The 20,949-nt window shown below is 67.8% G+C and carries 16 protein-coding genes; 10 read left to right on the top strand and 6 right to left on the bottom strand.

What is annotated here, in order from left to right:
• Nucleotides 1-18 precede the first annotated feature (18 nt).
• From ABS41_RS07520 to ABS41_RS07490, 7 genes are all read left to right on the top strand, one after another.
• A complete protein-coding gene (locus ABS41_RS07520; protein WP_290592500.1) occupies nucleotides 19-375 on the top strand; it encodes a hypothetical protein in 357 nt (118 codons plus the stop codon).
• On the top strand, nucleotides 372-1,559 hold the full coding sequence (locus tag ABS41_RS07515; protein ID WP_290592498.1) for a UDP-N-acetylglucosamine 4,6-dehydratase: 1,188 nt from the start codon (nucleotides 372-374) through the stop codon (nucleotides 1,557-1,559). The genes ABS41_RS07520 and ABS41_RS07515 overlap by 4 nt, the downstream gene beginning before the upstream one ends.
• Nucleotides 1,560-1,562: 3 nt before the next feature.
• Complete coding sequence (locus tag ABS41_RS07510; protein WP_290592496.1) at nucleotides 1,563-2,228, top strand: sugar transferase; 666 nt, start codon at nucleotides 1,563-1,565, stop codon at nucleotides 2,226-2,228.
• Between the two features lie 11 nt (nucleotides 2,229-2,239).
• Nucleotides 2,240-3,334 carry a UDP-N-acetylglucosamine 2-epimerase (non-hydrolyzing) gene (wecB, locus tag ABS41_RS07505; protein ID WP_290592494.1) on the top strand — a complete coding sequence of 365 codons (1,095 nt, stop codon included), beginning with the start codon at nucleotides 2,240-2,242 and terminating at the stop codon, nucleotides 3,332-3,334.
• A gap of 268 nt (nucleotides 3,335-3,602) precedes the next feature.
• A complete protein-coding gene (locus ABS41_RS07500; RefSeq protein WP_290592492.1) occupies nucleotides 3,603-4,613 on the top strand; it encodes an NAD-dependent epimerase in 1,011 nt (336 codons plus the stop codon).
• A 110-nt stretch (nucleotides 4,614-4,723) separates the two neighbouring features.
• Nucleotides 4,724-8,224, top strand: coding sequence for an autotransporter domain-containing protein (locus tag ABS41_RS07495; RefSeq protein ID WP_290592490.1), 3,501 nt, complete (start codon nucleotides 4,724-4,726; stop codon nucleotides 8,222-8,224).
• A 150-nt stretch (nucleotides 8,225-8,374) separates the two neighbouring features.
• Complete coding sequence (locus ABS41_RS07490; RefSeq protein ID WP_290592488.1) at nucleotides 8,375-8,527, top strand: hypothetical protein; 153 nt, start codon at nucleotides 8,375-8,377, stop codon at nucleotides 8,525-8,527.
• Between the two features lie 7 nt (nucleotides 8,528-8,534).
• Here ABS41_RS07490 and ABS41_RS07485 read toward each other — a convergent pair whose 3' ends face one another.
• The 4 genes from ABS41_RS07485 to ABS41_RS07470 form a co-directional block, all read right to left on the bottom strand.
• Nucleotides 8,535-8,819: a helix-turn-helix transcriptional regulator gene (locus ABS41_RS07485; protein ID WP_290592486.1), complete on the bottom strand. Its 285-nt coding sequence runs from the start codon at nucleotides 8,817-8,819 to the stop codon at nucleotides 8,535-8,537.
• Between the two features lie 2 nt (nucleotides 8,820-8,821).
• Entirely contained in the window at nucleotides 8,822-10,108 is a 1,287-nt protein-coding gene (locus ABS41_RS07480) for a HipA domain-containing protein (RefSeq protein ID WP_290592484.1), read from the bottom strand.
• A gap of 124 nt (nucleotides 10,109-10,232) precedes the next feature.
• Nucleotides 10,233-11,015 (bottom strand): hypothetical protein, encoded by a 783-nt coding sequence (locus ABS41_RS07475; protein ID WP_290592482.1) that lies wholly within the window; start codon nucleotides 11,013-11,015, stop codon nucleotides 10,233-10,235.
• Between the two features lie 28 nt (nucleotides 11,016-11,043).
• Nucleotides 11,044-16,329 carry a hypothetical protein gene (locus tag ABS41_RS07470; RefSeq protein WP_290592480.1) on the bottom strand — a complete coding sequence of 1,762 codons (5,286 nt, stop codon included), beginning with the start codon at nucleotides 16,327-16,329 and terminating at the stop codon, nucleotides 11,044-11,046.
• A 717-nt stretch (nucleotides 16,330-17,046) separates the two neighbouring features.
• Between ABS41_RS07470 and ABS41_RS07465 the strand changes: the two genes are divergently transcribed.
• On the top strand, nucleotides 17,047-17,709 hold the full coding sequence (locus tag ABS41_RS07465; RefSeq protein ID WP_290592478.1) for a hypothetical protein: 663 nt from the start codon (nucleotides 17,047-17,049) through the stop codon (nucleotides 17,707-17,709).
• A gap of 187 nt (nucleotides 17,710-17,896) precedes the next feature.
• The gene (locus ABS41_RS07460) at nucleotides 17,897-18,157 is read left to right on the top strand and encodes a hypothetical protein (protein WP_290592476.1); all 261 of its coding nucleotides are present in this window, start codon (nucleotides 17,897-17,899) and stop codon (nucleotides 18,155-18,157) included.
• On the opposite strand, the gene ABS41_RS07455 is transcribed toward ABS41_RS07460, so the two are convergent.
• Together ABS41_RS07455 and ABS41_RS07450 are read right to left on the bottom strand one after the other, a co-directional pair.
• On the bottom strand, nucleotides 18,154-19,140 hold the full coding sequence (locus tag ABS41_RS07455; RefSeq protein ID WP_290592474.1) for a hypothetical protein: 987 nt from the start codon (nucleotides 19,138-19,140) through the stop codon (nucleotides 18,154-18,156). The genes ABS41_RS07460 and ABS41_RS07455 overlap by 4 nt on opposite strands.
• Before the next feature lie 150 nt (nucleotides 19,141-19,290).
• On the bottom strand, nucleotides 19,291-20,184 hold the full coding sequence (locus tag ABS41_RS07450) for an Hsp33 family molecular chaperone HslO (protein WP_290592472.1): 894 nt from the start codon (nucleotides 20,182-20,184) through the stop codon (nucleotides 19,291-19,293).
• A gap of 46 nt (nucleotides 20,185-20,230) precedes the next feature.
• Here ABS41_RS07450 and mtgA point away from each other — a divergent pair, with 46 nt between their 5' ends.
• Nucleotides 20,231-20,932, top strand: coding sequence for a monofunctional biosynthetic peptidoglycan transglycosylase (mtgA, locus tag ABS41_RS07445; RefSeq protein ID WP_290592470.1), 702 nt, complete (start codon nucleotides 20,231-20,233; stop codon nucleotides 20,930-20,932).
• The last annotated feature ends 17 nt before the right edge of the window (nucleotides 20,933-20,949 follow it).

Raw genomic sequence — 20,949 nt, 5'->3', positions numbered from 1 at the left:
GAGGTACTACGCTGCTTGGTGACCGACTACGAGTGGATAGAGTCAGCCTTTCACCTTCCCGATCCTGGCGACCGGCATATGCTGGTCGCGGCTATCAAGTGCGGTTCCGGAACGATCGTCACCAGTAACCTGAAGGATTTCCCGGAGCCGGTTTTCGCATCTCCTGGGCTTTGCGCCCAGCATCCCTGCCAGATCCTTGAACATGCGCTCTATCTGGACCCCATTGCAGTTTGTCACGCCGCCCGAGGCGCACGAGCTCTTTTTGAGGACCTACCCGATGCGCTGGAGAACTGCTCGACACCTTCCAAAGACTTGGGTTGGCAGCGGCCGTCGCGGAACTGCGGCTACATATCAACAGCCATTGAGTGCAGATGAACATTCTTGAGTTAATCGGGCGCGACCGCCCTTTGTTTGATCGCGACATCCAGGCCCACGAAGCCGAACTCTCCGGTCTTGCGCGGTCGAGCCGCTTCCTCGTCATCGGCGGCGCCGGTTCCATCGGCCAAGCGGTCACGCGCGAGATATTCAAGCGTAAGCCGCGGGCGCTGCATGTGGTGGACATCAGCGAGAACAACATGGTCGAGCTGGTGCGTGAAATCCGTAGCACGCTTGGCTACATTGATGGCGATTTCCGCACCTTCGCCATTGACTGCGGCAGCCTTGAGTTTTCCGCACTGATGACGGCGGAGTCCGGCTATGACTATGTGCTCAACCTCTCCGCGCTCAAGCACGTCCGCAGCGAGAAAGACCCGTTCACGCTGATGCGAATGATCGAGGTCAACGTGCTGAACACCATTGGCACCATCGCCCACGCTCGGGTAGGCGGAGCGCGCAAGTATTTCTGCGTCTCCACCGACAAGGCTGCCAACCCGGTCAACATGATGGGCGCCAGTAAGCGGATCATGGAAATGTTCCTGATGCGCGCCAGCCAGTCGCTGCCCATCTCCACTGCGCGATTCGCCAACGTGGCATTCTCCGACGGTTCTTTGCTGCACGGCTTCAACCAGCGCTTTGCCAAGCGCCAGCCCATCTCCGCGCCTAACGATGTGCGCCGCTACTTCGTGACCCCGCAGGAGTCTGGTGAGCTTTGCTTGAGCTCTTGTTTGCTGGGCGAGAACCGCGACATCTTCTTCCCCAAGCTCAGCGAGCAGCTGGACCTGACTCGCTTTTCCGACATCGCCGTGCGCTACCTGCAAGCGCTTGGTTTCGAGCCGGTGGAGTGCGCCAGCGAGGACGAGGCCCGCGGTCGTGCCAGCGAACTGATCGCCCGCAAGCAGTGGCCGGTGTACTTCTTTGCGAGTGACACAACTGGCGAGAAGGACTTTGAGGAGTTCTACACCGGCGCCGAATCGCTGGACATGGATCGATTCCAGGCCATTGGCGTGATCAGCAATGACCCGGTCTATGAGGAGGCCAAGCTCGAGTATTTCCTGGCCACTCTCGAACGCCTGCGCGCCCAGCCCACCTGGGATAAGTCCGAACTGGTGGAGTTGTTCAACCACATGCTGCCAGAGTTCCAGCATAAGGAAACTGGCAAGTACCTCGATAGTCGGATGTAAGTCATGCAGCGTCTCCTTGACATCCTTTTCTCCAGCGTGGCCCTGCTGGTCCTCTCCCCGCTGCTGATTCCGGTAGTCCTGATCCTGCGCATTACCGGGGAGGGCGAAGTCTTTTTCGTGCAGCAACGAGTAGGGCGAGGTGGACAGTCTTTCGGCCTGTACAAGTTTGCCACCATGCTTAAAGACAGTCCGAACATCGGAACCGGTACCGTCACGGTAAAGGGCGACCCTCGCGTACTGCCGTTCGGCCGTCTCCTGCGCAAGACAAAAATCAACGAGTTACCGCAGCTGATTAACGTCTTCAAGGGCGACATGAGCATCATCGGGCCGCGTCCGCAAACCAAGCGATGCTTCGACGCATTCCCGCCGCAGTCGCAGGCGCAGATCATCAAGGTCCGCCCCGGCCTCTCCGGAATCGGCTCCATCGTCTTTCGCGATGAGGAAGAGCTGATGCATTCCAGCAAGGAACCGGAGCGTTTTTACGACGAGGTGATCATGCCTTATAAGGGCGGTCTGGAAGAATGGTACGTGGCTCACCAGGGGTTGTGGACCTACCTGGCCTGCATATTTGTTACTGCTTGGGTGCTGGTTTTCCCCCAGTCGAGGCTCATCTGGAAGGTCTTTCCTGGGTTGCCACGAGTGCCAACCTCCCTGGCTGAGCTTGCATGAGGTGCCCGACGATGTTGGTGGATGTCATTGCTGGGGCGCGCCCCAATTTCATGAAGATTTCGCCGATATTGCATGCGATGCAGGCGCGGAGAGATGCTGGCGGCCCCTTGGGCTGGCGGCTGGTGCACACCGGCCAACATTATGATCCGCGCATGTCCCGAGATTTCTTTGATCAGCTGGGAATACCTGCGCCAGACGTGAACCTTGAAGTGGGGTCTGGTAGCCAAGCCGAACAGACAGCCGCAATCATGGTGGGTTACGAGAGGCTGCTCCTCGCCCGGCGGAGCGACTGCTGTCTGGTGGTGGGCGACGTGACCTCCACTATGGCCTGCGCTATCACCGCGCAGAAGCTGCATGTGCCGGTGGCGCACGTGGAAGCCGGCATCCGCTCCTGGGACTGGACCATGCCGGAGGAAATCAACCGCCTGGTCACCGATTCAGTGACCAACTGGTTCTTCACCACCAGCGAACACGCCAACGCCAACCTGCGCCGCGCGGGCATCGACGAACGCCGCATATTCTTCGTCGGCAACACCATGATCGACACCCTTCTGGGGAACATGCCACGCCTGCGCGCCCCGGCCTTCGTGCAGGACTTGGGGCTGCAGCCCGGCGGATACTTTGTCATCACCCTGCATCGCCCAGCTAACGTGGACAGCGCAGACGGCCTCGCGTGCTTGCTGCAGGCTATCGGGGAAGGCGTCCGCGGCCTGCCGGTGATGTTCCCGGTCCATCCGCGCACCGCCAAGACGCTGCGCGTCTTGCCGGGCTTCCCGGCCAACATTTACCTCGTGGACCCGCAGCCCTATCTGGAGTTCAACTGGCTTGTGAAGCATGCAAAGGGCGTAATCACCGATTCTGGCGGCATCACAGAGGAGACCACAGTCATGGGTGTGCCTTGTCTAACTTTACGTGACAATACTGAGCGCCCGGAGACGGTGGAACTTGGAACCAATGAACTGATTGGCACCACGCCCGCGAACCTCAAACCCGCGCTGGACCGCTTGTTTGCCGGTAGTTGGAAGCAAGGCAGCGTTCCGCCGCTGTGGGACGGGCGCACTGGCGAGCGCATCGTGGCGCATCTTGAGCGATTGCTGCTTGCCTGAGCTGGCTCTGTTTTCGATGTTTCCCGCGCTATGCTCCTTGCGACGCTCTGACACGAGTTCTGTGACTCCTTGGACGGCTCAGGCACTTGCCTCGGGCCGCTGTCGCGCGAAGTCTCTCCCAAGCTGTTCCTCTCGCTGATTGGACACGCGTTGACGCTGCAGGCCACCTGAAAGCGCAGTTCTCCCCTGGCGGTAGACGCCGCAGAAGTGGGAGTTTCTGGCATCTTTTCCCCAACCAGCATCGCTCCAACCCAACCGGATTCCCCAGATGAGAGTTCTTGCCACAGGCACCGCCGGCTTCATCGGCTCACACTTAGCCCGAGTCCTCCTTGCCCGCGGCGAGCAGGTTGTCGGCTTCGACAACCTGAACGATTATTACGACCCTACGCTCAAGCAGGCCCGCCTGGCGCGTTTGCAGGCGCTGCCGGGCTACATGCACGTCACGGCCGAACTGGCCAATCGCGCCGCAGTCGAGGAAGTCTTCGCCAAGTACAAGCCCCAGCGCGTCGTCCACCTCGCCGCCCAAGCCGGCGTCCGCTACGCCGCCGAGAACCCGCACGTCTACGTCTCCAGCAACGTCACCGGCTTCCTCCACATCCTCGAAGGCTGCCGCCACTACGGCGTCGAGCACTTGGTTTATGCCTCCACCAGCTCGGTGTACGGCGCCAACCTGAAGATGCCGTTCTCCGAGCATTCGTCCACCGAGCATCCGCTCACCCTGTACGCGGCCACCAAGAAGGCCAACGAGCAGATGGCGCACAGCTACGCCCACCTGTACGGCATTCCGTGCACGGGCCTGCGCTTCTTCACGGTGTACGGCCCCTGGGGCCGGCCCGACATGGCGCTGTTCCTGTTCACCAAGGCCATCCTGGCGGGCGAGCCCATCAAGGTGTTCAACCACGGCCACCACAAGCGCAGCTTCACCTACGTGGACGACATCGTGCAGGGCGTGGTGCGCGCGCTCGACACCGTGCCGGGCCGCGATCCGGCCTGGAACGGCCTCGCGCCCGATCCGGCCAGCAGCGGCGTGGCGCCGTACCGGCTCTACAACATTGGCAACGAGCAGCCCGTCGAGCTGCTGCGCTACATCCAGGTGCTGGAACAGTGCCTGGGCAAGAAGGCCGTGATGGAAATGCTGCCCCTGCAGGCCGGCGACGTGCCCGACACCGAGGCCGATGTCTCCGACCTCATCGCCAACGTCGGCTACCGGCCGGTGGTGCCGGTGGAAGAGGGCGTGGCGAAGTTCGTGGAGTGGTACCGGGCCTACTACGGGGTGTAGGGCTGGCCTGAGAATTATTCTCGGTATTCCCTGGCCGGTTTTGCGTAGAGTCGCGCTGGCCGGATTGGCCGGCTGCGGCCTTGGTCGCATGAAACAGGGGAAAACCGATGATGTCTCTGCGCTTGCGGCCCTCCGGGCTGCTGGCGGCCGCTGCCCGTGGTCGCCGAACCCTTGCCGCCGGCCTTGCCGCGCTGGCCCTGCTGGCCACCGGCGCCGCTTCCGCGCAGACCACGAGCTTCGTGGAAACGGTCAGCGCGGCTAACACCTTCAACAATCCTTCCGACCCCTTCGCCGGCAACCCCGAGTGCACCCTGCAGACGGGCGTGCACACGTTTTCGGCGCGCACCATCGTCGCCACGGTCACGGGCCCGCACACCTTCACCATGAGCGCCGCCACCGGCCTGGGTGATGCCTCCGGCACCGGCACCGACCCCTGGGCGGCCATCTTCAGCGGCGACTTCAACCCCGCCGCGCCCACCGCCGGGCTCATCAACTGTGACGACGACACCGTCAACGGCGTCGTGCGCACGCCCTCGCTCACCGTGAACCTGGTGGCCGGCCAGCGCTACACCCTGGTCACCAGCAACTGGCAGGCGGGCATCCACCCGGGCACGGCCACCTACCAGGTCACCCAGCCCATCGTGCTGGCGGGTGCGCCGGTGCCGGTGGTCAGCGTAAGCAACGTCACCTTCGACCAGGCCCTGGTGGGCTACACCACGCCCGGGGGCGGCACCCTGTACTGGACCGTGCAGCGCGCTTCGGCGCCAGCGCCCAGCCCCGCCCAGGTCGCAGCCGGCCAGGACGGCAGCGGCGCGCCCGCGGTGGCCGGCGGCAACCAGCTGTTCAGCGCCGCCGGGGGTGGCTCGTCCACGGTCACCGGCCTGCAGGCATCCACCGCCTATTCGGCCTATGCGGTCGTCACCGACCGGCAGACGCCGCCGCAGACCACGGCCACGCCGTCGGGCGTCGGCTTCACCACGCTCTCCGATCTGCCTGGCGCGCCCACGGCCGTCGGCGCCGCGGCCACGGCGAACGTTGGCGAGGTGCTGGTCAATTTCACGCCGCCGGCCTACAGCGGGGCAGGCGCGGTCACGCAGTACACCGTCACCTCCGCGCCCGGTGGCATCACCGCCACCGGCGCGGGCAGCCCCATCCTGGTCACCGGCCTCACCGGCGGCACCGAGTACACCTTCACCGTCACCGCCACCAACGTGGCGGGCGAGGGCGTGCCCTCGGCGCCCAGCAACCCGGCCACGCCGCTGGCGGCGCCGGTGCTCGGCGCCTTCGCCGACCAGGTGGTCACCTTCGGCGACGCGCCCTTCAACCTCGTCGCGCCCACCAGCGACAGCCCGGGCGCCTTCAGCTTCAGCATCGACGACCCGGCGGTCGCCACCGTCAGCGGAAGCACCGTCACCATCGTCGGCATCGGCACCGCCACCATCACCGCCAGCCAGGCCGCCGCGCCGGGCTACGTGGCCGCCAGCACCACCGCGCAAATCACCGTGAACCCGGCCGCGCCGGTCATCAGCTGGGCCCCGGGCCTGGTGATGACCTACGGCGAGCCGGCCCAGGCGCTGCCGCTGCCCACCAGCAACAGCGGCGGCGCGTTCACCTATTCCAGCGCCAATGCCTCGGTGGCCAGCGTCAGCGGCAACCAGGTGGCTCCGGTGAACGTGGGCAGCACCGTGCTCACCGCCACCCAGGCCGCCTTCGGCAACTACACCGGCGGCAGCGTGCAGATGCCGGTGCAGGTGCTGCCGGCCACGCCGGTGCTGGCTTGGATAAGCGATTTCAGCCGCACCTTCGGCGACGCCGCCTTCCCGCTCACGTCGCCCACCGGCCCCAGCGATGGCGCCTTCACCTACAGCTCGTCCGACGCGGCCGTGGCCACGGTGTCGGGCAACGTGGTCACCATCACCGGCGCGGGCACCGTCACGCTTACCGCCACGCAGGCGCCGTCCAGCGACGGCAACTACGCCGGCGCCAGCATCTCGGTGGTGATGACGGTGGAAAAGGCCACGCCGGCCATTTCGTGGGTGGCGCTGCTGCAGCGCACCTGGGGCGAGCCGGCCTTCGCGCTGCCGGCGGTCAGCACCAACAGCACCGGCGCCATCACCTACGCCAGCTCCAACACCGGCGTGGCCACGGTGTCGGGCAACGTGGTGACGATGCTCAACATCGGCAGCACCACCATCACCGCCTCGCAGGCGGCCGACGCGAACTACCTGGCCGCTGAAGTGAGCCTGGTGCTCGAGGTCGGCGCGGCCACGCCCGCGCTCACCTGGGTGGGCGACATCAGCAAGACCTACGGCGAGCCGGCTTTCGACCTGCCCAACCCGTCCAGTCCGAGCCCGGGTGCGTTCACCTTCACCAGCGCCAACACGGCGGTGGCCACGGTCAGCGGCCGCACGGTCACCATCGTGGGCCCGGGCACCACGGTGCTGACGGCCACGCAGGCGGCCAGCGGCAATTGGGCTGCGTCCTCGGTCACCACCACGCTGGTGGTCAACGCCCGCCCCGATCCCACCCAGGACCCGGGCGTGGTCGGCGGCCTGCAGGCGCAGGTCGACCAGGCGGTGCGCTTCGCCACCACCCAGCAGGGCAACATCCGCGACCGTCTGCGCCAGCAGCGCGATGCCGACGGAAATCGCGACAGCCACGCCGTGGCGCTGCAGGTGCTCGGTGGCGACGGCCAGGCGCTGTCGCTCAACGCGGGCCCGCGCAGCGGCGGCGACGACGGGCTGCTGCCGGAAGGCTGGGGCGCGTGGAGCGCCGGCACCATCACCATCGGCCAGCGTGATGCCACCGCGTCGGCGCAGGGCTTCGACATCCGCAGCGACGGTCTCACGCTCGGCGCCGACTACCGCTTCGACGGTGGCTCCGTGGCCGGCATTGCGCTGGGCCATGGCTGGGGCGAGAGCCCGCTCGACGACGGCCGCTCGGCCGTGGAAGGCGAGCAGCTGAGCCTGGCGGCCTACGGCCTGTGGCGCTTCGACAGCCTCTTCGTTGACGGCCTGCTGGGCTGGGGCCAGCTCGACTTCGACATCGCCCGCTACAGCAGCGTGGCCGACGCCACTGCCCGCGCCCGTCGCGAGGGCGACCAGTGGTTCGGCTCGCTCACGCTGGGCTGGGAGATGGCGTCGTCGCTGGTGGGTTACACCCGCTTCGATGCCAGCCGCAGCACGCTCGAGGCCTACCGTGAGTTCGGCCTAGGCATCTACGACCTGTCCTACACCCGCCAGCGCGTCGACCAGAGCACCGTGTCGGCCGGCGTCGAGGGCCGCCACCGCTGGGAGACGTCGTCGGGCGTGATGCGTCCGTACTGGACGCTCGAGTACCGCCGCGCGCTGGAGAACCGCAGCAACGTGGGCATCAACTACGTGGTGCTGCCGGCGGCCAACGACTACGTGCTGGGCCTGCGCAGTTTCGCCGACGATGGCCTGGTGCTGGGCCTGGGCCTGGATGTCGAGATCACGCGCGGCTGGAAGCTGGGCCTGATGGGCCGCCTCGAGCGCGCCAACGACATCGGCAACACCAGCAGCGTGGGCCTGCAGCTGAGCTGGACTCCGTCGGGTAGCGGCCCGGGCGCGGCTTCGACCGGCAAGCGCTGAGTTTTGTTGCTCCCTTCCCCCGCGGTGCGGGGGAGGGGAGTAGGGCCTCGGGATCGGGTTGACGGCCCGCATGGCCCGGTAATTCTCGTCCGTCGTTGCGTACAAGTTCGCCGGGCGCACTGGTTCCAGTGCCTGGGCGAGCAGGCCGTGATGGAAATGCTGCCCCTGCAGGTCGGCGACGTGCCCGACACCGAGGCCGATGTTTCCGACCTCATCGCCAACGTCGGCTACCGGCCGGTGGTGCCGGTGGAGGAGGGCGTGGCGAAGTTCGTGGAGTGGTACCGGGCGTATTACGGGGTCTGACTGGCTGCTAGTCCCCGCGGCGCGGCACGAATCCCGCCCGCAGCCCGAACACCTTTCCAATCGCGTCCAGCGTCTCCACGGTGGGGTTGCCTCGCCCGGTCTCGATCTGTCTCAGCGTCGGCAGGCTGATGCCGCGGTGTTTGGCAAACTGTGGCTGGCTCAGGCCGCTCAGCCGGCGCATGCGTCGCACGGCCTCGGCGATGCCCAGGCTGCCGTCCGCCAGGCCGGAGTAAAGCGAATCGAGTTCGACGCGGGCTTGCTCGGGGGAAGGGCGGGGCGGATTACGGGGCATGGTCAGAGTGCCTCCAGCTGCTTGGCTTGGCTGTCGATGCTGGCCCTGCAGGCCTCGATCACCGCGGCCTCCACGCCTTGCGCCTGCATGGTTTCCGGCAGTTGGCCCACCACGGGCGCGAAGGCCCGCAGGGCCTTGCGCAGCTCCTCGCGTTCGTCGTCGGCCACGGCCAGCGTGTCGAGCACTTCGCTCCACGCGTGCAGCCGGCGGCCCGCAGCATTGGCCCAGTGCGTGCTGCGCGGCACCAGCTCCGGGTCCAGGAACATCGGCGCAAAGTCGTACAGCGGCGTCAGCCGCACGCGTCCGTCCGGCAGGCGCTGCACGGCGTGGTTGCGGGCATGGTTGTCGGTGTTGCGCAGCGCCTGGTTGAGCACGTCGCGGCGCACGAACTCCAGGGTTTCCGCCTGCGGGTCGGTGGCGTGGCGGCGAAGCCCCTCGAGAAGCTGGTTCAGGCGGCAGGGCAGGCCAAAACCCGCCAGCCCGGCCAGGCTGGCCAGGCTTTCCTGATGCAACCGCTGCACGCCGTCGGGTCCGACGAGGCGGTCGAAGCGGGGAAGGTGCAGCAGGTTGTCCTGGTGCAACACCTGATCCACCGCATGCACGCGAATACCGCAGGCCGCCGCCACGCGCAGGTAGGCCGCCTCGTTGCGAAGCACCATGCGGTCCTCCGCGCTGGCGTTACGCGGCCCCTTCACCAACCAGTGGCGGCGCGCCCGGGCATCGGGCAGGGCCATGTCGGCGTGCAGCCGGCCCTCGGCGTCCTCGGTCAGCAGGTACTTGGGCGAGACGCCCTGCACGCCCGTGCTGCCCGAGGCCAGCAGGGCATGGGTCGAGAGGTGCTCGAGCACGTTGTCCGAGCGCTCGCCCAACTGGCGGCGGGTGAAGCCTTCTTCCGCGCCCGGCGCCGGCGGGTTGAGCTGCGCTTGTGCGTGGTAGAAGTCCACCGCCTGGTCCACCCGCAAGGCACCCACGGGGTTGAAGGCGCCGGCGAGTAGCAACGGCAGCACCAGCCGGTCGTCATCGGCGCGGCCCAGCAACTGCAGCAGCAGGCGCCGGCCCCGGCCTTGGGGCACCAGGTCGTAAAGGAACGCCGGTGCCCGCAGTGGCCCGTCCAGCCGGGGGGGCGCGAAGCCCACCGGCAGGGCCAGCGAGATCGGCCACGGATCGTCCGAGAAGATGTAGTCCGGCAGGTAGTCCACCCGCGCCAGGTCGTCGCCCAGCGGTTCGAGGCGGGCTGCAGGTAGCCAGCGGCCTTCACGGAAGATCTCGATGTGGGCAGCTGGGGGCATTGGGCAACACCTCTTGAGTTGCCATTAAAGCATATTTTTAGTTGCTTTATGAGCGCCTATAATATTATCAAAATGTATAAATAAGGCATCGGGTATCTGGCGTCGGCCCCCCTTGCTGCTCCCCTCATTCCGCTGGGCGCGCCGGGAAGAGCGACTGCTGGGGGCTGTCCTTCACGGACGTGCGGATCACAGGCGCGGCGTAGTCGAGCTCCACATCGGCCTCCTTGAACAGATGCAGCTTGAGACGGCGACTGCCGGCACCCGAAATGCGCAGGTAGGCATCGGGGCATTGCGCACGACGCGCCATCAGCGGGTAGAACGCAACACGCCTGTCAAAATGAATCACGACTTTTCCGACCTGGGCCAAGCGCTCCATGCCTTCCCCTCCCTCGCCCGTCATTTGGTGCAGCGTGCCGCTGATGCAGTGGTCGCTCTCGCGGAAGGTCAGCTCGGTCGCGAAATAGGTGCCGGCACAGGGCACGGCGTTCGCGGCTGGGCCCACGGGGGCGGGGCGTGCGCACTCGATGCGTTCCCCATCGACCTCCATCACCAGGTGATGCTGCATCTTCTTGCTCCAGAGCCGGTTGAGCTTGACCAGCGCCCGGGTCACCGGGCTATCGGTTTTCATGGCGCTGATGGCTTCCGGCCCGAGGTGGCTCTGGACGAACCGACACGTATCGATTAGCCCCGGCAGATGCAGCGCCCCGCACAGGCTGAAGCCATCGACACGATCCTTCGGCCGCAGGTTACTGCGCGCGAGGATGGCCGGTGCGGTCGGCAAGCCATTCCGATACCCGTGCAGCTCGACCAGCAATTCTGCGGTCTTCTCCACGACCGCGTTGCAGCGTTTACGAGTCCCGAACGTTTTCTCCTGCGGTCGCAGGACGGACTGTGCAATCACTTCCATGGGTCTTCCTCCTCGTTGTCCATGGCACTCATGCCCGGTGCGCCATCGCCCGGGCCCGGATGAGCCAGAGCTGGCTCGCATGCAGCGCCGCGGGCCGCAGCGAGGCCTGGGCGTCACGCATCAGGCGAAGGCGGCACTGGCGGCGCGTCGGTATCACCTGGATATCCAGCCCGCGAAGGCTCCGCTCGCGCTGGCACCACGCCCGCCACGCGTCGTCGGGAACCTCGACCTGAAGCCAGCTCTTGTCGATCCCGAGATCCCCCAGCCAGCCCACCACCGCACGCAGGTCGCCTTCCGTGAGGCCGGTCCAGACGCAGCCGTTGTGGCTGGCATGGCGCAGCAGCCGCTCCGCCCGGCCCAGGTTTTCCGGGCTTGCCTTGAGCGCCTCCAGCCTCATCAGGTCAAGCCGTCGGTGGCCGGCCGGCCATTGCCCGGAGCCACGGTGCCGACGCCCGGGGCGCGGCAGTGCGCCGTCCTCGTTGCGCGCCCTGGCCCCCAGGGTCGTCGGCAGCGATTCGTGCACTTCGCGTTCGGCCGGAAGCAGGCCCCGGACGCGGGCGGGCGGAACACCCCAGAGCTCGGCGAACCGATCCACGGGCAGCCAGTGCTTTCCCGGATGGGCCAGGATCTCGTGCACCTGAGGCAGCGAGAGCGCCGGGTCGGGCATCTTCGTCGCCTGCGCCAACAGGCGTTCGATCGCAGGCACCTTCCCTATCGGCAAGCCTCGCCACGGATCCAGCGCCGCCAGCGGCTCGCGCACCCAGATGGGCGAGCCCTCGCCATCCCTAGCGGGCGAAGCGCCCAACGCCCGCGCCAGGTCTTGCGCCGTATTCTTGGGCAGCCCTTGCGCCGCCGCCTGCATCACCCGGCGCTCTTGGTGGTGCAGATAGACCCGGTGGCCCGTATCCGGGCTGGCGTGGCCATTGCAGACCGCCCATTCGGCCATCGCCCGCCGCGTGGGCTGCGAGGTGCCGAACCGCGCCTCGCGGCTGGCGGCCTGCGCCGCATCGTCCGCGGCCAAGGGCGCCACCAGGCGCTCGTAGCTTTCGGTGATGAAGCTGTGGCGCAGGTGATGCGCCCGGATAGCCGGATTGCCCGTGGCGGCACGCAGCACCTCGCCAACCAGGCGCGCCAGCCGCGAGCGGCCCAGCAGGTCTTGAGGCGCCGTCGGGTCGGCAAAGAGCCAGCCCGGGTCCCCGCGCTCGACCGCGCCCCGGCAAAGGTCCCGCAGCACCGCTCGCGCGGACTCTGGCACCGCGATCAGCGGCAGCTCTCGCCGCGAGGCCTCGGTCTTGAGCGTTCCGTAGCCGCGGGTCGGCGTGATGCGCAGGTAGCCGCCGAGCGTGAAGTCGTCGCTCTGGCACAGGTAGGCTTCGCCGAATCGTGCGCCGGCATAACGCATCAGGCACATCACGCCTTTCGCGGCCCGGCACAGGCTGGCGTCGCCGCCCCAGCCCGCGTCCAGTAGCGCCATGGCCCGGTCGAACTCGTGGTCGAACACCAGGTTCGCATCCACCTCGCCGGGGGCGGTCGTGACGCCTTGCGTCACCAGGCCCCAGCGCACCGGCTCCATCCCATAGTCCGCCTGCAGCATGTCGTGGAACATGCGCAGGGCCAGCAGTCGACGGCGCCGGTCTTTCGGACTGCCCGTCAGCAGCAGGTCGCGGTACAAGCCCTCAAGCTCGTCGGGCTCGAGCAGCAGCAGATTCGGTCCGCAGGGCCCCAGCAGAAGCTGGCGGATGGGAGCCAGGTAGGCCGCGATCGTGCGCTCCTTGAGATGCCGCTTGACCCGCCCCCCGTCGCGCAAGAGCTGCAGCAGATAACCGAGCAACAGCACCTGGGGCCACTGCGATCGACGGCCGCGGTCCACGCCCGCCTGCAGGATGGCGACCTCGGCCTGCAGCTGGGTCAGCTGCACGGCGCGCGGCTCGCCGGGATCAAGCCCGACCGCGCCAAGCAGTCCCTTGAGCGAACCCGCAAGGTGTCGGCACCTCCCCGGTGGCACGGGCGCGGTGGCCCACGGCATGGCGGTCTTCCCGGCCTCCTCTTGCGCGGGGTGCAACACCCACAGCCCGATCTCCCGTGCCAGGGCCTCCCTGGGGAGGCACGCGCTCGCACGTTCTGCGGTGGCGTGGGCAAACAAATTGCCGGGCAGGTGATAGCGATACCAGGCCGTCAGCGCCTTGCGCGCCTGTTCCCAGGCGTCTGAGGCACCTGCTGCGGACGCCAGGCAAGGCAGGCTACCGAGCCGGCGCGCGACCTGCAGCCGCAAGCGGTTGGCATCGATGGCCGGCGCGTCGGGCCAGCGCTGCTTGAACGCGTACAGCCACTGCGCCGTGAGCGGGTCAGCCTGCCAACGCCGCGTCTGGTTGCCTTGCGTGCGCTCCAGCCACAGCCACGGGCCTTGGGCATGCGTATTCGGCAGGGCGTCAGCAAGAAACGTCAGGACGTCTGGCTCCAGCGCTGCGCCTGCGAACAGCGCAGAGAGGGCGATCCACGCCAACACCTCGTCAGGCCCTGCTTCCAGGGCAATCGGCGCCTCGCGCAGCATCACCTCGAAAAGCTCGGTGCGCATCGCCCGCGCCAAGCGAAGCTGCGTCAGCTCGAACCGGCCGTGGGTGGCCGGGCAGGGGGCGACGTGCATCAGTCGCCGCGTCCGCTCCTTGGACGCGAAAAGGCGCTCAAGCGCGTTGGGCGATTTCTTCTCGATCAGGCGCTCGACCCAGCCCAGCGCTTCCGTCAGCTGGGCGGCGGGCTCGCCTTTCATCCGCTCGCGCAGAACCTGCTGCAGCCTCGGAAGGATGCGTGCAGGCGGCAGGCGCTCGCGCGCCACTGCCAGCAAGGTGGCAGACAGGTGTTGCTTGCGGCGCGCCGTCTCTTCCCTTGCGCGCACCCGTTCGGCGTCAAAGTCCCCGAACAGCGGTTTCGCGGCGACCACTGGCTGCAGGTCTCGAACGCTCTCGTCGGTCGGCGCGTGCGGCCAATCGAGCACGGTCAGCCCCAGCTGGCGGCAAAGCGCCTCCTGCATCGGTCGCAGCTGTCCGTGCACCCACGCCATGACCATCGGGCAATCCGGTGCGCCGGGCGTGAACGTGCCAACGGTGTGCCCCAGAAGCGCCTGGATCAACTCGTCCGGGAGGCCCTCACGGGAGAGGTGCTGGGCCATCAGCGCGCGATTGAAATTGCTGGGCCAGGGAAACGCCCTGTCCCAACCCACGCGTTCCTGGACCCAGTCCATCCCCTGTGCCGCCCAGGCGCTGCCCTGGCAAGACAGCACGAAGTAGGGCGGCAAGGCCGGGTAGCCCGGCGCATCGGGCAGGGTGGAGAGCATCTTGCCGGCCAGCAGCGGATCGTCCTTGGCGACCACTTCGCGCGCCATCCAGTCCACGGCTTGGCGCAGGATGCGCACCTGCTCGCACGCCTGGGTTGTCAACGGCACCAGCCGCGTTGTGGTCTGCGGGCTGAGCACCTTGTCCGAGACCTGCGCCAGCTGCAGATCCGTGTCCACATCCTGGGTCAGCGCGAAGGCGTCCGCCACCGGGCGTGCGGCCGTCACCAGGCGCAGCAGTGTGTAGGTATAGCGGCTAAGGGCATTGAACTGCTCGCACAGTGTCTGCCGGTCGGTGGCCGTCGCCTTCAGCAGGCTGCGCACGCGGGCGACGTTCGCCTCGACCGCCTCGCGCACGGCGTCCATCGTGGGAAGGAGCTGGCACCCGGTCCAGGCCGACAGATGTCGGCGCTCCGCCTGGCTGAGCGGCGGCACCTGGCCCGGATAGAACTGCTCGAGCAATTCGCGGTGCGCATCATGGACCTCGTCCAACGGATGGGCCACGTAGTACGCGAGCGTCCCGGTGAAAACACTGGCTGCGGGAAGGGCGCTCGCTGCCTTGCACGTGGAGCGGATTGTCCGCAGCGCAGGCGCGGCCAGCAGGTTGCGAAGCCGGCCCTCGCTCAGCGAGAGGGTCAACTGGCTGGCCAGGGCGAGTCGCGCCTGGTCCAGGTTGGCCATGGCGTCTGGATAGCGATAGCGGATCGTGTCGCCCTCGATCTGCAGGGCCTTGCGCAGCCAGTCCGACAGGGCGTTGGGCAACGCGAGCACCGTGGCGCCGAGGTAGCGGTGTTGGCCGACGGCGTCCTCCGGCTGCTCATAGCTCGCCGGCAACATGCTGCGGGGAACGACGACCAGAAGGCGGTCCTCGCTGCGGCAAAAGTGCAGGCGCGTGGCTCGCTTGTTATCCAGCCCGGCCAGATCGCCCATCAAAGGGGCATCCATCAGCGCGGCCGGCGCGACGGTGGTGACCGCGGCGAGCTGCAGCAGGCCGTGGCTGCCCGCCCGCGACTCATCGCCGATGGCGAGGGTTTGAGCCAAGAGCTGCGCCAATGGGGCCACCTGCGCCTCGGGTACCCAGCGAAGGCTCGACGGTGCATGCGCAGCGGCCATGCCGTGGGCCACCAGTCCCCGCATCGCTTGCAGTGCGGGGTCGTGCTCGCCAGGCAATCCGAACACGGCCTGCCGTTGGGCGGACGCGCCGCAGTCTTCCGGTGCGCAGCCCCGGGCCTCTTCCGACGCCATCCGGCGATGATCGATGCGCTCAGTGGTCACCGCCGGGTTCGCTGGCGCAATGGCCAAGGGTGGCGAGGCGCGCAGCAGTCGGATCTCCCGTAAGCCCCTCTTGATCGACCGGCAGATGGCCCTCAGCTTCTCAGGGCCTTCCGGAAGGGGAAGGTATTCCAGGTCCTTCGAAGGATGTCCACGGGACCACTCCTGTAACGCGTGGGCGAGTTGCGCCGGAGGTGTCCGGCGCAGCGCTCCCATGAGTGTTTCGTCATCCGCCCTGACCTGCTTGGTCAAAACCCGTTTTGCTTGCGCGGGCTGAGGGTCGGCTTCGGCCGCCAGGCCCTCTATGCGCATCAGGATGCGCGGTCCAAGCGCGGCCGCCAGCAGCAGCGCGATGATGCCCTCGTACTCCTTCGGCGCGACGCCGGTCAGGGCCGAGTACTGAGGGTAGTCGCCGAACGCGCCAAACGACGTATTGGGTTGCGGCGGCTGCAGTCGCGAAGTTTCCCAGAGGCGCGTCTCGCTTTCGGCGAGGTCGGCCAGAGCATGGTTGCACTCCTGCGCCAGTCGCGTCAGTCGAGCGATGTCGGGTCGCAACTGGGCCAAGAACTCGATAGCCAGCTTGATTCGACTCAGTACGCATTCAAGCGAATGTGCAGGCGAGGGAATGGCCTGCTCGCCCAGCAGGCGAATCAACAGGCTGATGGCGGGGGCCATGAGTCTCTCAGCGGCGGCCGATTTCATGTTCAGTTCCATTCGATGTGTTTTCCCCAACAGCGGCCGGGACAGTCTGCTCGCGTAAGGCGCTCAACCACGGTCGAAACCCCCTGCCCTGAGAGGAGGTGTTTCCCCCGTTGGGGGATTCGCAGGCGGTGCCCCACGGCTTGCCTCCGGCGTCCGCGCTGGTCTGCAATCGGGGCATGAACACCACAAAGAGCGACTTCGTGGCAGCGCTCGGCGCCGCTTTCCTCCGCGGACTGCGGACCGGCGCGGTGTCCTACCTCAGCCTTCTTACCTGGCCCCTGAACCGTTTGAAGCTCAGGGCCTAGGGTGTGCCGAAGCCGTTGGGTCGCCGGGAGGTGGCAGCGCGTCAGGCTTGGCAAGCGCTGCCCGGCGCGACGGAGGTGGGTCATGGCGTGTCCTTTTGCCGTTGGGCCAGCGTCCTTGCCGGCCGGGTGAAATGGGTGTCGGGGAACTTCAGGGCCCATTCTGTATGAGCCACCCCCCGCCCCGGCGGCCCTAAACCCCCCAATTCATGAGGGTTTAGCTCCTTGGCATGCCTTGGTTATCAGGCTATGCCTCGGAAGCACGGGTGTCATGGCCAGCCTGCTGCGCGCAGCCCGCTTTGGGCGCGGGCTCGGGACGAAAGCGCTGGCACCATGAAGCTCTTCGGTAACGGGCGGTCAGCCGCCCGGTGCTTGATTGCCGCGCGCCAAGCCCGTATCACTGCCCCCAGACAGGGGAGGGGTCGACATGGAACAGGGTGAAAACACCGCGCCGGTCGCCGGCGCGGCTCGGCTGGGCTTCATGGGCAAGGCGAAGATGGCGCTCATGGCGCTGGCGTTCGCCGTTGGCGGCTGGATAGGCCAGGACTTATACGGCATGGTGCGCGACGCGCTGCTGCCGGGCGACGACCCCATTGCCACGCTGGCCGAGCAGCAAAAGGCCGGCTTCGACGAACTGCGTGCAAGCCTCGATGGCCTGCGCGGCAGCGTGGATCGCGAGGGCCAGGCGGCCTTCAAGGAAGTGCAGCGCGCCACGGCCGACCTCGAGCGCGTGAATCGCGACATCCTGGCCAAGCTGCAGTTCGCCCAGAGCGAGAACGCGGCGCTGACCCGCAACCTGCAGGAGACGCGCGGGCTTTCCGGCGGTTACGACTTCCTGCTGTCGCCGCAGGAATCGATGCGCATCGACGCGCAGAACGTGGTGGGCCTGGAGCGGCTGACCAACGGCGGCGGCTGGGTCACCATTTCGTCGGGCTCCAGCGAGAAGGCGCAAACGCGCGACTTCCTGCGCTCGGGCTCGTCGATGCCGTTCACCAACGCCAGCGGCCAGGCCTGCCGCGTCACCCTGATGTCCAGGCGCGAGGGCATTGGTGCAGCTTCGTTCTCGGTTATCTGCAGCCAGGCGGCCTAGCCGCCCTGCATGCCCCACCAGCGCCCGGCCAGGAAGGCGAGCGCGATCAGTGCCAGCACTGCGGCTACCAGGGGCAGGGGATTGGAGGGCTTGGCCATGGGCGCCGAGTCTGCGCCTGTCGCGGGCGCGGCGCGCCGCGAATTTTTCGCGCATCGCTTTGTCATGCCGGCGCGGTCTAATACTGCCCATGGACGGGGAATCTACGATCGAACGGGCCAGCCTGGTGCTGCGCTCACACTACCGGCTGGCCGACAAGCCTGCGCGCACGCTCGAGGTGTTGCGCATCTTCCTGCGGGAAGACGCGCACGCGGCTTTCGACGCGCTGCGGGCCGGGCGGGAAGTGGTGGTCAGGGTGGGGGGCCGCGCCGAGGTGCAGGCGCTGGCGGTGGCGATGCAGGCGCAGGGGTTTGGGGTGTTTGTCGGGCCTGAAGGCCCTCCCGCAGGTTAGAGATCCTGCTCGTAACGGATGTAGGGCACGCGGGTGCTTTCTTCCGCGTCTTCGCTGCTGGGCGCGAAGGGGTTTTCGCCGTGGCTCATCAGGCCGGCGGCGCCCACGCTCAGGCGGGCCCGCCACGGGGCGCGCCAGGTAACGCCGATGCCCACGTCGCTGTAGTTGCTGGGCGCGCCCGGCAGCTCGATGGTGCGGCCGACGATTTCGCCACCGAAGTCGCCAATGCCGCCTTCGAGGCGGATGGTGCCGGTGTTCCAGCTCGGGCGCACGCCGCCCGGAAGGTCGTTGGTGCCCACGATGCGGGCGCGGGCCAGGGTGCCGCCGATGCTCACCCAGCCGGTTTCGCCCAGCTGCATTTCACCCAGCAGGCCGATTTCCTGCTGGTCGATGTTGGCACCCGAGAGGTCGAGCAGCAGCGGCGCATCCGCCGGCGCCAGGCGCGCGCCCGGCAGCAGCAGCGGCTGCGTTTCGAACTTGGAAAGGCCGATGCTGGCCGTGACGCGGCTGCGGTCGCCCTCGAGCGTGGCGGCGGCGCGCACGCCCGGGCGGGCGGCCACCAGCGGCAGCGCGGCGTTGCCGTCGGCCAGGCTGGCGGTAAGGCAATGCTGCGCCAGCGTGCCCACGCGGCGCGCCACGGCGCTCTTGTCGCACAGCAGGCCCAGGGTGGGGTTGGCATCCAGGTGCAGGCTGGCGCCCAGGCGGCGGCCATTGTCCATCGGCAGCACCACGCCGGCGCCAATGCTGGCGCTGGGTGCGCGGCCGAGGATGCGCTGCAGGGCGCTGTCGCGGTTGCCCTGGCCTTCGATCAGCAGGAAGCCTTCCAACTCGCCGCTGCGGTTGTTGAGGATGGGCAGCGCGGTGGTGCCCGAATCATCGTTGCCGCGCTCGCCGAGGTACAGCGGCGACGGCGCCTGCGCAAACGCGGTGGCCGCCGCGAGGGCAAGCACGAAACCGGCGATGGGGCGCAGCAGCGGCGACATGGGGGCGTCCTCTTGTTCCTGGCCTTGGAACCTTGCGGGGGACTTAAGTTCCGGGCCGGTGTGGGGCCGAGTTTACCACTTTTTTAACGAATGGAAGGCCTGGGGTCGGAGGTAATTTCCCGGAGGGAAATTACCTCCGACCCCAATGCCTTACTGCAATCCGGGTGGGGCGGGGGCGGTGGGTTCTTTCCTGAACAAGGCTTCGATTTGTTCAGCCTCGAAGCGATAGCCCTGCCCGCAGAAATCGCAGTGCACCTCGGCCACGCCGTCCTGCAGGCTGGCCCGGGCCTCGTCGGCGCCCAGGCTGCGCAGCATGTCGCCCACCCGCTCGCGCGAGCAGCTGCAGGCGAAGGCCAGGGGCTTGCGGTCCAGCAGCTTCACGTCCTCCTCGTGGAAGAGGCGCCAGAGCAGGGTTTCCACCGGGGTGTCGGCCAGCTCGGCCGGGCCCAGGGTTTCGAACAGGGCGTTGGTGCGGTCCCAGCCGTCGGCGTCGCCGTGGCCGCCGGGCAGCTGCTGCAGCATCAGGCCGGCGGCGCGGCCCCCGGCGCTGGCCAGCAGCACGCGGGTGGGCAGCTGTTCGCTCTGCTGGAAATAGCCCTCGAAGGCCTCGGCCAGGGTGTCGGCGTCCAGGCCCACCAGGCCCTGGTAGCGGGTCATCTCACGGGCGCCCGGCGGGGTGGATTCGATGGTGATCGCCAGCAGCGAGCCCTCGCCGAAGGCCCGCGGGGTGAGCGGGCTGGGCACGGGCTCGGCGTAGTGGGCGATGCCGCGCACGGTGTCCTGCGCGGTGCATTCGGCGAACAGGGTGCGCAGGGCGCCGGTGCCGCGCAGCTGCACGCTTAGGCGGCCGTTGATCTTGGCGTGGCCGGTGAACAGGGCCGCGGCGGCGCAGGTTTCGCCCAGGCGGGCGGCCACCTCGGCCGGGTAGTGGGCGCGGCCGGCGATGCGCTGCCAGGCCTCGTCCAGGTGCACCACGATGCCGCGCACGCCGGAGCGTTCGAGCAGGAAGCGGGTCAGGGTGTCGGCGTCGGGGTGTTTGTCCATCTTTCCATTTTACCCTTCCCGCCTCGCCCACCTACACTCCCGCCCCATGGTCCCCGCCCCGACGAAGAAGAAGCGCTGGCTGCGCCGCCTGCTGTGGCTGCCGGTGTGGCTGGCCGCGCTGGTGCTGCTGCAGGTGGCGCCGCTGCGCTGGATCGACCCGCCCACGTCGATGTTCATGCTCATCCGCCAGGCCGAGGGCCTGGGCGAGGAGGGCTTCGAACTGCGCCAGCAGTGGCGCGACCTCGACGACATCGCCGCCTGCCTGCCCATCTCGGTGGTGGCGGCCGAGGACCAGGCCTTCCCCACGCACCGCGGCTTCGACCTCAAGGCCATCGAGAAGGCGCTGGAGGCCAACGAGCGCGGCGGCCGCATCCGCGGTGCCAGCACGCTCAGCCAGCAGGTGGCCAAGAACCTGTACCTGTGGGGGGGCGGCGGCTATTTCCGCAAGGGCCTGGAGGCCGGCTACACGGTGCTCATCGAGGCCTTCTGGCCCAAGCGCCGCATCCTCGAGGTGTACGTCAACATCGCCGAGTTCGGCGACGGCATCTACGGCGCCGAGGCCGCCGCCCAGGCCTTCTTCGGCAAGCCCGCCAGCCGCCTCACCGGCGCCGAATGCGCGCGCTTGGCGGCGGTGCTGCCCAATCCGAAGGTGTACAACGCGCGCAATCCGGGGCCTTACGTGCAGCGGCGGGCGGCGTGGATACAGCGGCAGGTGCGCCAGCTCGGCGGGCCCGGATACCTGGAATAAGGGGTCGGAGGTAATTT

It is taken from the genome of Arenimonas sp. SCN 70-307, from assembly GCF_001724815.1.
Classification (GTDB): Bacteria; Pseudomonadota; Gammaproteobacteria; order Xanthomonadales; family Xanthomonadaceae; genus Arenimonas.
Note: the sequence above shows the minus strand (reverse complement) of the source record. Positions and strands in the feature narration are given on the sequence as shown.